Source organism: Alkalibacterium sp. f15, from assembly GCF_049389645.1.
Taxonomy (GTDB): Bacteria; Bacillota; Bacilli; order Lactobacillales; family Carnobacteriaceae_A; genus Alkalibacterium.
This window is the reverse complement of sequence record NZ_CP186540.1, coordinates 493179-507564: the sequence shown is the minus strand read 5'-3', so window position 1 is coordinate 507564 and position 14386 is coordinate 493179. Positions and strand designations below refer to the sequence as shown.

The 14386-nt window shown below is 36.8% G+C and carries 15 protein-coding genes; 14 read left to right on the top strand and 1 reads right to left on the bottom strand.

Features of this window, described 5'->3' with window-relative positions; all coding sequences use genetic code 11:
* Nucleotides 1-19: 19 nt before the first annotated feature.
* The 6 genes from ACO1PF_RS02640 (at nt 20) to thpR (ending at nt 5643) form a co-directional block, all read left to right on the top strand.
* Nucleotides 20-1216 (top strand): glycosyltransferase, encoded by a 1197-nt coding sequence (locus ACO1PF_RS02640; protein WP_423189807.1) that lies wholly within the window; start codon nt 20-22, stop codon nt 1214-1216.
* A 147-nt stretch (nt 1217-1363) separates the two neighbouring features.
* Nucleotides 1364-2119 carry a CPBP family glutamic-type intramembrane protease gene (locus tag ACO1PF_RS02635; protein WP_423189806.1) on the top strand — a complete coding sequence of 252 codons (756 nt, stop codon included), beginning with the start codon at nt 1364-1366 and terminating at the stop codon, nt 2117-2119.
* Nucleotides 2120-2383: 264 nt separating this feature from the next.
* Nucleotides 2384-3457, top strand: coding sequence for a ribosome small subunit-dependent GTPase A (gene rsgA / locus ACO1PF_RS02630; protein WP_423189805.1), 1074 nt, complete (start codon nt 2384-2386; stop codon nt 3455-3457).
* Between the two features lie 236 nt (nt 3458-3693).
* A complete protein-coding gene (locus ACO1PF_RS02625) occupies nt 3694-4116 on the top strand; it encodes a MarR family winged helix-turn-helix transcriptional regulator (RefSeq protein WP_423189804.1) in 423 nt (140 codons plus the stop codon).
* Entirely contained in the window at nt 4117-4974 is an 858-nt protein-coding gene (locus ACO1PF_RS02620; protein ID WP_423189803.1) for an SDR family oxidoreductase, read from the top strand. It begins immediately after the preceding gene.
* A 108-nt stretch (nt 4975-5082) separates the two neighbouring features.
* Nucleotides 5083-5643, top strand: coding sequence for an RNA 2',3'-cyclic phosphodiesterase (gene thpR / locus ACO1PF_RS02615; RefSeq protein ID WP_423189802.1), 561 nt, complete (start codon nt 5083-5085; stop codon nt 5641-5643).
* Nucleotides 5644-5727: 84 nt separating this feature from the next.
* On the opposite strand, the gene heR is transcribed toward thpR, so the two are convergent.
* A complete protein-coding gene (gene heR / locus ACO1PF_RS02610) occupies nt 5728-6513 on the bottom strand; it encodes a heliorhodopsin HeR (RefSeq protein WP_423189801.1) in 786 nt (261 codons plus the stop codon).
* Between the two features lie 345 nt (nt 6514-6858).
* Between heR and ACO1PF_RS02605 the strand changes: the two genes are divergently transcribed.
* The 8 genes from ACO1PF_RS02605 (at nt 6859) to ACO1PF_RS02570 (ending at nt 14308) form a co-directional block, all read left to right on the top strand.
* Nucleotides 6859-8076, top strand: a complete 1218-nt coding sequence (locus ACO1PF_RS02605; RefSeq protein WP_423189800.1) for an NADH:flavin oxidoreductase/NADH oxidase family protein — start codon at nt 6859-6861, stop codon at nt 8074-8076.
* A 154-nt stretch (nt 8077-8230) separates the two neighbouring features.
* A complete protein-coding gene (locus tag ACO1PF_RS02600) occupies nt 8231-9586 on the top strand; it encodes a hemolysin family protein (protein ID WP_423190487.1) in 1356 nt (451 codons plus the stop codon).
* Nucleotides 9587-9967: 381 nt separating this feature from the next.
* The gene (locus tag ACO1PF_RS02595; RefSeq protein WP_423189799.1) at nt 9968-10819 is read left to right on the top strand and encodes a DUF6544 family protein; all 852 of its coding nucleotides are present in this window, start codon (nt 9968-9970) and stop codon (nt 10817-10819) included.
* Nucleotides 10820-11033: 214 nt separating this feature from the next.
* Nucleotides 11034-11228 (top strand): YwbE family protein, encoded by a 195-nt coding sequence (locus ACO1PF_RS02590; protein ID WP_423189798.1) that lies wholly within the window; start codon nt 11034-11036, stop codon nt 11226-11228.
* Between the two features lie 134 nt (nt 11229-11362).
* On the top strand, nt 11363-12349 hold the full coding sequence (locus ACO1PF_RS02585) for a hypothetical protein (RefSeq protein ID WP_423189797.1): 987 nt from the start codon (nt 11363-11365) through the stop codon (nt 12347-12349).
* A 34-nt stretch (nt 12350-12383) separates the two neighbouring features.
* Nucleotides 12384-12914 carry a YcxB family protein gene (locus ACO1PF_RS02580; RefSeq protein WP_423189796.1) on the top strand — a complete coding sequence of 177 codons (531 nt, stop codon included), beginning with the start codon at nt 12384-12386 and terminating at the stop codon, nt 12912-12914.
* 66 nt (nt 12915-12980) lie between these two features.
* Entirely contained in the window at nt 12981-13727 is a 747-nt protein-coding gene (locus ACO1PF_RS02575; protein WP_423189795.1) for an alpha/beta hydrolase, read from the top strand.
* A 5-nt stretch (nt 13728-13732) separates the two neighbouring features.
* Nucleotides 13733-14308, top strand: a complete 576-nt coding sequence (locus tag ACO1PF_RS02570) for a DUF4256 domain-containing protein (RefSeq protein ID WP_423189794.1) — start codon at nt 13733-13735, stop codon at nt 14306-14308.
* Nucleotides 14309-14386: the final 78 nt, after the last annotated feature.

The window sequence follows — 14386 nt, the reverse complement described above, 5'->3', positions numbered from 1 at the left end:
TAATGCGAGGAGTAGAACTATGGAAAAAATATTATTTGGTATCGTTGGATGGAACATTGCTGAAACAACACGTATGATAGAAGTTGCAAAGGTTCTAAGAGACAAGTATGAGTGTCATTTTTTCTCATACGGCGGGCAATTTGAGTCGCTGGTTGAAGAAGCGGGATTCACACTTCACCACCTTGAACCCGTCGAAGATGAAGAAAAAATCGAACACTTATGGAAAGTCGATCGTGGAGAAACATTCAAGCAACCATGGACATATGCGGAACTGGTTCACAGAATCAATAATGAGATTCAGCTTATCGCAACACTTCAACCCAAAGCAGCGTTTCTGGGCTCTGTTTTAACATTTTCTATATCTTGTCGTTTGACCAACACAAAACTTTTCAACGTGATTCCTTTAGCATTATCACGCCCTTATTTAAAAGCTGGTCTTCCAATCAGTCCTTTTTATCCTAAGTGGTTGAATAAACTGGCTGCAGGGGTGCTATTGAATGTTCCTCTGCTGTTAACAAATTTTCGTAAAGTGGCTAGAGATTTTGAATTAAATAAACCGAAAAGTATTTTTGAATTTTGGGAAGGCGATATTAATATTGTGGCTGAAACGCAGAAACTGAGCTTGTTAAAGAAGCTGCCAGATAATTGGTATTTCTCAGGTCCTCTGTTTGCTCATCTTGATAAGGAAATACCACCTGAAGTTGAGCAACTGCTTGCGGAATCAAATAAAACGAAAATATTCTTTGCCATGGGAAGTTCGGCGAATAGGACGGTTTTATTGAAGGTGCTCCGGGCATTTGAAAACTTGGATGTGGTGGTTATTGCCCCTATCAAGTCTCACCTCAAAGAAGGAGATCACATTCCTGGAAATGTCTATGTGACAGATTGGCTACCCGCTCTAGAAGTGACAGGGAAAGTTGACATAGCCGTAATACATGGGGGACAAGGAACCGTTCAAACCACGGTATCCGCTGGCGTTCCTTTCGTAGGAATAGGAATGCAGCCAGAACAGGAACTGAATATTCTACTTTACAAAAATTTTGGTAATGCCATACAGGTAAGCAAGAAAAAAATAAACGCTACGGTAATGCAGGAAGCTATAAATGAAATCAAAAAAAATAAACGTTATAAAGAAAAGGCTACAGAAGCTAAAACTATATTAGATCGAGTCGATACAACGGAAATTATTCGAAGGATCGTTGAAGAGAACATATAAGCAGAAAGCAATACGGTTCAGCATCAGTCAAGTTTATTGAAATTATAAGTAACTTTCTGCTGTAATAGCAAGCTGTATTTCCATTTATGGACTATAAAAAACATGGAAACACAGTAACGGACGAAGATATCAAGGAGTGATTAGCTCATGAATGTGAAACAAACTCTTAAGCCAATGCCATTATGGGAGTCCGCATTGTTTTTTGGTATACCGACTGTCATTTTCTGCTTCAGTATCTATATAGTTATGCCCTTATTGGGTGAAGCTGGAGTGAACCCGATATTAAATTATTCTTTAACCTTAATGGGACCTGTTTGTTTATTATTCATTGCATCGTTTGTAGCGCTAAAAATGGATGGCTACAGATTGAATTGGAAGACAATAAGGGAGAGATTCCGACTGGCACCTTTAAGGAAAAGGGAATGGTTATGGACGATTGGGTTGTCCTTATTCATGGTCTTTGGAAATTTCCTTTTATGGCCTACTCAGAAATGGCTGCTTGATACTGTCAGATTTAATCCTCCTGACTACCTGCCGTCTACGTTGGATCCTCGAATAATGTTAAATGGCATACCGCCCGAATTCGAAACGACACCTATAATCATATTAGTTGTCTTTCAATTATTCTTTTTGTTCTTTAATATCTTTGGAGAAGAGTTCTGGTGGAGAGGTTATATATTGCCAAGGCAAGAATTAGCTCACGGTCAATATACTTGGATTATTCACGGACTCTTGTGGACGTTATTTCATGTTTTTTGGTGGTGGAACTTAATATTCCTTCTGCCGGGGGCACTAGCTGCATCGTTTGTGGCACAAAAGTTCCAAAATACTACGATTATCATTGTGGCTCATTTGGTTGTAAATACACTAGGTGGAACCATTCTAATGCTGTTAAATAGCTGAAATCGTGATCAGTACTTAAATGTATCAATCCATATGGTATACATCTGGATTTAAATAACTTTGACTTTAGAATTCAGTACACCTATAATTCGAGTTGAATGGACTAATCATAAAAATTTACAATAAATATTAGAAGGAAAAGGAGTGTTTTACATGTCAGACAATAGATTTTTGGAGAATGTAATTAACAGGGAGGTAGAGACAAAATAATTTGTTGTAATAACCTCTCATAAGTTGTTATAAGTAAGCTTAGGAGGAAAATAATTGAATGAAATAGACATGAAAAACATAGGCCTTGATACAAAATTCGAGAAAGAGGCCACTTCATATAAAGATCTCTATGTCGGCAGAGTGATTTCTCAATCTAAAGACATATATAAAGTGGCAACAGAGAATGGTGAGCTGTTGGCACAAATTTCCGGAAAATTTCGTTATGATGTGGTTGTCTCGTCTGATTACCCGGCAGTCGGCGATTTCGTCATGCTTGACCGAAATGAAGATACCAGTGGGAAAGTAATCATTCACAAAGTGCTAACGAGAAAAAGCGCCTTTATCAGAAAAGCTTCGGGAACATCGCATGACGAACAAATCATAGCTGCAAACATTGATACTGTGTTTATTTGTATGTCGTTAAACAAGGATTTTAATCTGCGTAGAATAGAGCGTTATCTCGGCATTACCTGGGATAGCGGAGCAACTCCGGTAATCGTGCTAACAAAAGCCGATTTATGTGATGATGTAAATCAAAAACTCTTGGATTTAGAAACTGTTGCTTGTGGAGTAGATGTGCTGGTCACATCTAGTGTGGATGATGATGGACATTCATCTGTCCAAAAGTATTTTGGCGTTGGAAAAACCGTCGCCTTTTTAGGTTCGTCGGGTGTTGGAAAATCGACGTTAATTAACAAACTGACAGGTAAAAACACCATTAAAACAAATGAACTTAGAAATGACGATAAAGGTAGGCATACGACTACCCGTCGAGAAATCATCATACTCCCAAACGGCGGAGTAGTTATTGACACTCCCGGAATGAGAGAGATAGGTCTTGAAAGTGCTGATTTATCAATAACTTTTGCCGATATTGATACATTAGCAGCTGGATGTAAATTCAATGACTGCTCACATATCAGCGAACCAGGCTGTGCAGTGAAAAAAGCGATTCGTGAAGGTGAACTTACTGAGGAAAGATTTGCCAGCTATTTAAAATTAAAAAAAGAGGCAAAGTACGAGGGGTTAAATGCTAAGCAAATTGAAACAGAAAAGTTAAATGAAATGTTTAAAGAAGTAGGCGGTATGAAAAAAGCTAGAAAGTTTATTGAAAAGAGTAATAGATAAAGATGATTAAATAAAAATGAACTGGGAAGTGAGATGTGATGATCTAACTTCCCAGTCTTTTATCATATAAAACAATAAAACTAAGTCTCGTTAGACGATAGAGTAAGTTGTTGTGAAGCTGAGATCAATAATAAATTCAGCTTCACATTTTTCTGTAGTCGGTTGACAATCGAAAGAATGAGATTTAAAATATAGTTAGTCAGGCTAACTAAAAAGTTGTGTGATTGGAGGAGAAAATGAATAATATGCTTATAGATAGTGCGGATATAATAAGTCTGTTTTGTCGATTGCAATTGACTACAAAACCCGACATTCCCATTAGATACAGCGAGATGGGTGTGCTTATTTTCATCCAAAAACAGAATTCGGCAGTGACTCCACTCAATATCAGCCAGTTTTTTAAGATTACCAAACCTTCGGTCACCTCGATGGTAAATGCACTTGTGAAGAAAGAGTATGTATCAAAGGAAAAGTCAGAGGATGATAAAAGAAGCTATGTTTTGAAAATAACGGGTAAAGGGAATAAACTTGTTGAATCAACGTTCAATGACTATTATAAGTCGATTGAATTGCTTCGAGACAATATGGGTAAAGATAAATTTCATCAGTTCATCGAATCAATGCAGTTAGCCAATGATATATTGGAAAAGGGGAAGTAAATGAAAATTTTGGTTACAGGCGCTTCTGGTAACGTCGGTAGATATGTTGTACAGGAATTGATTGAAATGAGGGAAGAGGTTGTTGTTGCCGGAACAGAAAAATCTAAGCTTTATAAAGTTTTTGGGAACGAAAGCGATGTTGTGTTTTTGGATTTCACCAAGCCGGAAACATTCAAAGATGCCTTGCTGAATGTTGATAGAGTATTCCTGATGAGACCGCCACATCTTGGAAACCCGGAAGATTTATATCCATTCATAGATTATATGAAATCCTGCGACGTTAAGTTGGTATGTTTCCTTTCTTTAATGGGCATCGAAAAGAATCCGATTCCGCCTCACCATAAGATCGAAAAGTTTATTGAGAAATCAGGGATTCCTTATTCACATATAAGGCCTGGCTTTTTTATGCAGAATCTGTCTGGCATCCATTCCAAAGAAATAATAGAAAACAATGAAATATTTATTCCCGCCGGAAAGAGCAAGACAAGTTTTATTGATGCTAAAGATATCGGCTTGTCGGCAGCAACTGTTTTACATGAAGCTGAGAAGTATAAAAATACGACCCATACTATAACCGGACCAGATTCGCTCAGTTATTTTGAAATAGCAGAAATATTAGGTCAAGTGACAGATAAAAATATCATTTACAGGAATCCAAGTTTTATTAGGTATTGGCTTTATTACGTCAATAAGAGAGGCCTTGATAAAAACTATGTAAACGTAACGGTAGCCCTCTATTTTATGACAAGGATGGGCACGGCGAAAAGCGTAACAAGCGAATTTGAACAGTTAACTGGTAAACCGCCACGCACGTTTAAAGAATTCGCAGCTGATAACTTCGACTCCTTTATGGAATGAAAAAGAATAGAAATAGTCAAAGAAGTGATTTCGCGTGGATAGGTCAACTTTCACAGATACGGTATTAACGATCAAGAAAAGAATGAAATAAAACTAGTAGGTGTTTACATGAGGGTGTTTATTGCTATAGAGATAGGTGAGCAGACAAAAAAACAACTTAAGAATGTACAAGATAAGATGAAAAACTATGTAAACAAAGGAAACTTCACTACAAGGGATAATTTTCATGTGACACTACGGTTTATTGGAGACGTTGACCAGGAAGAAATAGACGGACTAAGATGCGTCATCGATAATATGGCTTTAATAACGAAACCATTTAAATTATCTCTAGATACTTTGGGACATTTTCCCAGAAAACAAAAAGAAATTATTTGGGTAGGAATAAAGGGACAGTTAGATTCTTTAAACGAGCTCAAGCGAGACCTGGAGGGTGAACTGGAAAAAGCAGGGTTCGCAAAAGAAGAGCGTGAATATAGGCCACATATAACATTAGTGCGTAGTGCTTCATTAGATAAACCAGTTGAGGTCATCATTGAAGAAGTGAGTGTGCCTCATTCAGAAATAATAGCCGGAAGTATTTCTTTGATGGAAAGTACCCGAATCGACGGTGAATTGGTTTATAGATCTATTTACAAAAAATCAGTATTCAAGTTGGAAGAGCAGTAAACATTCAGATTTTCGGTTTCAGTATATAACTGAAAGCACAAAAAAGGCGCTAGATTTCAACTAGCGCCTTTGATATACGTTTACTTACGAAGGTTGCATGACTCCTCCGAAAGCCAACCAGGCTAAGACTGATTTTGCTACAAGGCTTAAAATGATATAACCTTTTTCTCCATAAAGGTAATTATTCCATTTACCTATTTTTTTATATTGTAAGATCATATTGATTGGGAACAGGTTGAAAAAGACAAAATAGCTGCCTGCAAGGGCGTAAACAAACCAAGGCACTTCTGCCGGGTTTGAGTTACCGAATGCATAAAGCAAGATGACGACCCAAGGAGCCAGACCGGCGACACTGCCGAAAACAAACGGTTTCCAATTCGTTTTTTTCGTATACTGATTTATTTCTTCCATGTCTAACCCGAATAGATTCATGGAAGCATTTGCTGCTACAATTAAAATAAGTGCACCGATATCGTAGACTCCAAATAAGAGTGCAATGAGTACAATCATCAATGAAGAGCTGATCGCATATTCGTACCAACGGAATTTATTGATCCCTTTTTGCAAATCACGGTTGTAAATAGGATTTCCCCATGGACTGACAATTATGAAATGGGCAATAGCCGAAATAAATAAGAATAAAGAGACAGCTATACCAAATGGAACGTCGAAAAGTTGATTGGTTTCGGTGACGAGTCGCATTTGTGTTTCGTCAAAGGTGAGGAAATTGGACAAGACGGGTATTTTGAAATCTGCTATCCTTTCGATAAAAATGGCAAAACCTAACATTAAGAATCCCTGTATAAGATGTAAAAATCCCATCACTATATTAAACTTTTTCAGTGACTTAAGGGTTATTTCTTTTGACATAACGAGCACCTTCTTTTTATAAAATATGAAACATCATGTACAAATATTTTTTTAGGACTTGTTCTGTCGGATCCCTCCTTTAATGAAAGCGGTCAGTATAAAATGAGAGTAAGTGCTATAAACAGTAGTATGTTTTATTATTAAGTATATTCTATCATAAAAAGATGTTTAAGACTGTTTTATACAATTGAATCTGTATTAAAATTTTTATGATTTCGTAAAAATCGGAATTAACTGTGCTATATTGATAGCAAACAAATTTATTATAAAAGACTGGAAAAATAGGATGGAATGAAAATCACTTTGAAGTTATAAAACCCAATCTGCTTAAGGAGCGAAAAGAAGATGTTAAACTTATTTGATGAATTAATCCTTCCCAACGGTACACGGATTAAAAATCGATTTTTAAAATCAGCGATGAGTGAAATAATGGCGAATCGTCAAAATCAACCGACCGAATTACATAACAAGTTATATCAAGCCTGGGCCGAAGGTGGTTCCGGCATCGTTGTCACAGGAAACGTCATGGTAGATCGAAATGCTTTAGGCGAACCAGGCAATGTCGTCATTGAAGATGAGCGAGATCTTGACAGGCTGAAGCAATGGGCAGCTGCAGGAGGAAAAAATAATACGCAGTTATGGATGCAGATCAATCATCCTGGTAGACAATCACCTCGGTCTCTTTCAAAAGAACCTGTGGCCCCCAGTGCGATTCGATTGAGTAATTATTCCAAGCAATTATTTAGTAAGCCAAGAGCGTTAACATCAGAAGAAATAAAAGAGCTGGTAGAGCGATTCATCAAAACAGCACAAATCGCAAAAAAGGCAGGATTTAAAGGTGTTCAAATACATGGCGCCCATGGCTATCTGGTCAGTCAGTTTTTATCTGCGCATGCCAACCAGCGAAAAGATGAATACGGCGGATCACTGGAAAATCGCATGAGATTTTTAGTTGAAATATACATTGGAATGAGAAAAAGGTTAGGTCCAGATTTCCCTATAAGCATTAAGATGAATGCCACTGATTTTAATGATGGCGGTTTTAGTGAAGCAGAATCACTTCAAGTGGCAGAGAAGTTGGCCAAGTTAGGGATCGATTTAATCGAAATATCTGGGGGGAATTATGAAAACCCTAAAATGTTCAAAGAAACGGAAAAAGGAACAGAAGAGATATTTTTTATTAATTACTCAGAAAAACTAAAAGCAATAGTAGACATTCCTGTGGTAGTAACAGGTGGGTTCAGGTCGTTAAAGAGTATGGAAGAAGCGTTGCAGCAAAATAAAACATCAATGATTGGTTTGGCTCGTCCGCTAGCTTTAGTTCCTGATTTACCTAATCAGATATTTAAAGGAGAACTAACGCAGATAGATACTCCCCGGTTAACAACAGGAAGTAAGTTTTTGGATGGAAAAGTCGGATCTCTCGTAGGAATCAGTTACTATGAACAACAAATGCTACGTATAGCAAAAGGATTAGAAGTTAAGCAGCATCGCAATGCATGGCTTCCGCTCTTTCACACTATGAGATCACATGGATTGAACGGTCTTTTACCTAGACGCTAAAGATACGGAACGGAAATTATTAACTATACTGATATTTCATTATATTATTTATGGTAATATATTTTGAAATAGTAGGCTTCAATTGACAAAGACCATTGGTATGATAGACTTATTTTAAACTAAAAGACCGTATTATATGGAGGAAAATCAATTGGTGATAGCATTATTAACACTCATAGTATTAATTTTAGTGAATGGTTTTTTCGCAGCATCTGAGTTGGCATTTGTTAATTTAAATGACAATAAAGTTAAGCGAATGGCAGATAAAGGGGATAAAAAAGCACAGAAATTACATCAGCTTATATCGAGACCGAGTCTGTTTTTAAGTACGATTCAAATTGGCATCACACTTGTGGGGTTCTTATCGAGTGCATTTGCTGCTGATTTTTTTGCTGAACCAATGGCACGAGCCTTGTATGATATGGGAGTACCCCTGTCTCTCAATGTTTTAGTTACAATCTCAATTGTAATGACAACTTTGGTGCTATCTTATTTCACCTTGATTTTTGGTGAACTAATACCAAAACAGCTTGCTTTGCAAAAAGCCGAGACCATTGCAAATATCGCGGTGGGTCCAGTCTCTCTGCTGGCAAAAATAAGTGCACCCATCGTTAGATTCTTGAGTTTCTCTATCAAACTCATTTTTAAAATATTCGGTGCCGATCCAAATGCCGAAAGTGAGGAGGCAACTGAAGAAGATATTAGACTGCTTGTTGATTTGGGTCGCGAAAGAGGAACCATTCATCCAGTAGAAAAAGCAATGATTGAAAATATATTTGAATTTAATGATACGACAGCTTCCGCTATACTGACTCATCGGACAGATATGGTTGCCTTATCGGTTGATTCCAAGCTGTACGAGATTATTGGAATTATTAATAAGTATAAATTTACAAGATTTCCAGTTTACGAAGAACATATTGATAACATTGTTGGTATCTTACATGTTAAGGATTTATTTCGATATATCAACCTGGACAAGGATATTCCATTTAAACTAAAAGATGTCATGCGTGCTCCTCGTTTCGTACAAGAGTCCCAAACCATAGACAAAATATTCGCTGAAATGAGCAAAGAACATACACATTTAGCCGTTGTACTCGGTGAATTTGGTGGGACTCAAGGTATAATAACTATTGAGGACATCATCGAAGAAATTTTAGGAGAAATAACCAGTGAAAGCAAGAAACCAAAATCTGATGATAACGAAATCGCTCAACTTTCTGATCATCAATACAGAGTGATAGGTACTTGCCGTCTGCGCGATTTGGAACGTACGTTTAATGTTGTTTTCCCAACTGGGGAATATAATACCGTTAGAGGATTTCTGATCAATGAATTAGGACATATCCCTTCAGAAGGAGAAAAAGCTGAAACTAGATACAAGCATCTGACATTTGAAGTGGAAGATATCAACGAAAACCGTATCGAATCGGTATTGATCACAGTAGACGAGTCTAGTGGAGAAAATACTATAAAACAAACTGGAACAGATCAGAGTAATAGCTAGCAAATCATATATGCAAAGGAGCAGAACTCATTATTGAATTCTGCTCCTTTTGTGTATATGATTTGCTTTTTTTGCGAGTTTTATGTTAATATTTTCACAAAATAAAGAACTGTTTAACGATTCAACCTCATCGATATGAGGTTTTCTACTAATGAGGGAGTGATCGGAGGCATTAAATGAATCGACCTTTTAAACTGAATCATTTTTTGAGATTTCGGTGAATATTATTTCGATAGGCTTCCTTATCCGGTGGTGGCTTATTATTATATAAAAGGTGAGAGTATTGTGTATTTAGTGCCGAGTATTATCTGCGTTATCGGTGCGTATTATATTAATAGACGGTCTGTCATTCAGTCTACTACCGAATGGAGGTTAACTATCATGTCATTACTAAAACGTGCTTTACTTAGTCTGGTTATACTGGTAGTAATAGTTATAGCGAGTTCTATAGTAGCTAATACTCTATTTAAACGAGATGTAAGAGCTGAAGTCGAACAACTTTTTGATAACGTAGACAATAAAAGTGAAGTTGTTACAGAAGAAGACATCATCGATTTACCAACAAGTGTACAAAGGTGGCTCAAATACAGTGGGATTATTGGAAAAGAAACAATAGTCTCTGGCCGTTTAAAACAGCAAGCAGAAATGAGAATGGACGCTGAGGGTCAGTGGATGTCAGTAAAAGCCGAGCAATATTTCACTTCGGAAAAGCCTGGATTTGTTTGGAATGCCTCGATTAAAGCAGCGCCGTTCATTCACATTGCAGGTAGAGATAAATATTTGAATGGGAAAGGCAGTATGTTGATCAAGCCGATGTCTTTATTCACTGTTGCAGATTCGAAAGGCGAAGAAATCGATCAAGGCACGTTACTCAGATATCTTGCAGAAACAGTGTGGTTTCCTTCTGCTGTATTAAATGACTATATCAGCTGGAAAGAAATAGATGATAATAACGCGAAAGCTACGATGACTTATGGTGAGATATCTACGTCAGGCGTCTTTACCTTTAATCAAATGGGAGAAGTTATAAAGTTCGAAGCAGAACGTTATGGTGATTTTAATGGCGAATTCAGTTTAGAAACTTGGTCGATTTCCATGAGTGACTACAAAGCATTTGCAGGAATTAAAGTACCCACTGAAGGAAAGATCACTTGGAGATTAGACGAAGGAGATTTTAACTGGTTTAATTTTGAAGTGTTGGAAATTGAGTATAATAATCCAACGATATATTAAATGAGTGCTGTTGATATAATGGAAAATCAGTGAACGTAAACTTAATTTATGAAAATCATTAGGCTTCAAAGAAAAGTATTTCCATCCAATTCGTGTTAGTTATATAATCAAACAATGATTAATGGTAGGATAAATGAGAGATAGTAATATATTTGAAAATATTGCCTTCAGAATGCTCAAGTTAAAGGTAATGACTAAAGAGGAGAAAATAATAATGGATGGAACAAACCGTGCAGATATCGCACCAGGTAAAAAAGTGAAAGTCGTACAGAAACAGGATCAGCGTTCAGGCAAATTAACTGAAGGCGTCGTCAAAGATATTTTGACCAATTCCAAGACGCATCATCATGGGATAAAAGTAAGACTTGAAAGTGGAATCGTCGGTAGAGTGAAAGAAGTACTAAATTAAATAAATGTACAAAAAGCATCTGTTATTTAAATGACAGGTGCTTTTTTGGTGTAGAATAGAGGCATATAAGAAGTCTTAAGAGGATCCACTACTATGCAATTCGTTGTTTCAACAAATACTTAAGGAGAATGACCATGAGTGATAGACTAAATCAACCTTGGCTGAAGCAGTTGAACTATGACCCGATTCCCCCTCTGTTGAAGAGTACCAATGAATGTATAAAGTTGAAAACTAGCAATGAATTATTGGAAGAAGAAGTGAGTTTTGAGTCATGTTGGACCTCAAGAGAAGTTTTACAATTAGTGAAAAAGCAGCAGCCTGAAGGGTGTTGGAAGTATCCTCAAAACCGAAAGAACACAAAGATGGATAATTTAGATCAATACCAGACATATCGCAATTTGGGAAAGTTAGTTGAGATGTACAATCTTGATCGTTCTCATTCCACAATTCAAAAAGCAGCGGACTATTTTTTTTCAGTTCAAACAGCCGAAGGGGATTTTCGTGGGATATATGATAAGCAATACACACCAAATTATACAGCGGGTATTGCAGAGTTACTTATCAAAGCAGGATATAAAGAGGATCCTAGAATCATTACGGCATTAGAATGGTTACTAAATAATCGTCAAACTGATGGAGGCTGGGCCCTTCCTTTCAGAACTAGAAAGCATAATATTGGGGTCTCTTATGACTATCATGAAACGATTCAGCCTGATTTCAATCAACCCTCGTCTTACATGGTCACTGGCGTGGTATTGCGTGCATTCTCGGTACATCCTTTATTCAAAGGACGACAAGAAATTAAGGATGCTGGAGTATTAGTCAGCGCTTATATTTTTAAAAGAGACGTATACCCAGATAGACAAGACAAAAAATATTGGACACAATTTGTTAATCCGTTTTGTTATACAGACTTGATATCCGTACTGGACTCTCTATCCCTATTAGGTTTTTCGCCATTGCAGCCTGACATTAAAAAAGGACTACAATGGTTTAGTGACGGACAGTTGGAATCTGGTTCGTGGGATTTGAAAATCACTGCTGGTCGAGACAAAGAAACACAGCAACTTTATTTGGATTTAGCTATTTGTAGGCTCTTTAAACAATTTTCTTTTAATTGATTCACCAAAAAAAACAGAGAAAGCAGAGATAATAATGATAATTAATTATGAATTAATAGAAGAAGATTTTCTTCGATTTAATTTACATCATATAGAAGAATCTCCCTCTCAGAAAAAAATATACTGGGGATTACGCATTTTGCTGCCGCTTTTTTGTGCAGTGGTGATTTATTTGGTAGGTACAGCTTTATTTGATCAAGCATATGTATATTGGTCTATCCTAGCGATAGGATTCTTTATCGGGTGGGTGAGCTATTACCCCACGCAACATAAAAAAATCCTTTTAGATCAAACCAGAAAACTATTATCAGAAGGAGACAATTCCTCATTGTTTGGTAAGAAAACGATGACGATTAAAGAGGATGTCGTAACTGTGACTGGTGAAGATGAACAGGTGCAAATAAAAAGAGAAAACATTAAAACAATAAAACAGTACGAAGAGATGATATTACTTTATAATAGCAGCGTTTCAGCTATAATTATTCCAACACGAAATTTGACACCATATGAAATAGAAGAACTAATAAATTTGAAACCAAAAATAACCAGTGAGAACAATAATTAGACAGTCACGATCTTTCCAAATTTAAATAACATGAGATTGGGCTGATTCAGCTTAGAAAGGTTGGAAATGAAATTGAAAATTAAGCGTATTTCCTGGAGGAAATGGCTATTAGGCTTATTTATTGTAGTTGTTTTAATGATTGTTTCCGGATTCTTTTTTTTGAGAATGAACACCTATAAAGCTATGCCAGAAGCTACAGCTCTACTTGAAGAGGATAACGTTAATCAAGATGAGCGGTGGATCACCATCACACCTGAAGAAATTGAAGGACACATTGTTTTATATCAAGGAGGATTAGTGGAGACTGAAGCCTATCTTCCTTTAGCTAACGAGTTAAGTGGTGAGGGATATCAGGTCTTTATACCAAAAATGCTCCTCAATTTAGCCATACTTGATATTGATGCCATTGATGAAATTAAAGCGGCTAATCCGTCAGAGAAGGAGTGGTGGCTGGCCGGGCATTCTCTAGGTGGTGCGAGTGCTTCTATCTATGCAAAAGAAAATCATGAAGAAATTGCAGGATTGATCTTTCTGGCAGCCTATCCGAGTAATGACAGCGACTTATCTGCGTTACCGCTCGCTGTACTATCTATCACAGGTTCAAATGATGCCGTTTTAAACTTGGATCAGTACGAACAGACAAAAGACTTGTTGCCTGAGGATACAACGTATGTGACGATAGATGGAGGAAATCATTCCAACTTCGGTCATTATGGATTCCAAACAGGTGATATGGAGAGTAATCTTTCTCGAGAAGAACAACAGGATGAAATCGTTCATTATATCAGTGATTTTTTAAATGATAAGAGGTGAATAGAATGAATAAAGAGTTTGAAATGAGAAGAACGCTATCTACGGATGAAAAATCAGAACTGTTAGTTGTTTTAAAAACACGTTTTGATAAAAATATGAAGCGGCATAAAAATATAAAATGGCATGACGTTCTAGATAAATTAGAATCAAACGAACAGGCTTTAATTACCCTGCAAGCCATGGAACAGACCAATGGGGAACCAGACGTTATTGAAGGTGAGTCTGATTCTGTTGAAATATTGTTTGTCGATTGTTCAGAACAAACACCTTCAGGCCGTAGAAAAGTGTGTTATGATGATTTAGCTTTAGAATCCAGGAAAAAGTATCCACCCGAAGCGAGTGCTGTTTCATTAGCTAAAGAAATAGGGGTTGAACTGCTAGATGAAACACAGTATAGAAGACTTCAAAAGTTGGGTGAATTTGATACCAAAACATCGAGTTGGATTCAAACACCAGAAAAAATCAGACAGTTGGGTGGCGCGTTGTTTTGTGATAGGCGTTATGACACTGTGTTTGTTTATCACAATGGTGCAGAATCGTATTATGCCTCGAGAGGATTCAGAGCAAGCTTAAAGGTCTGAAATGTTAAAAAAATGGTACAAATTTGTTCGTTATGATACAAAAGTAATTGAAACATGTTAAAATATATGAGAGATTTA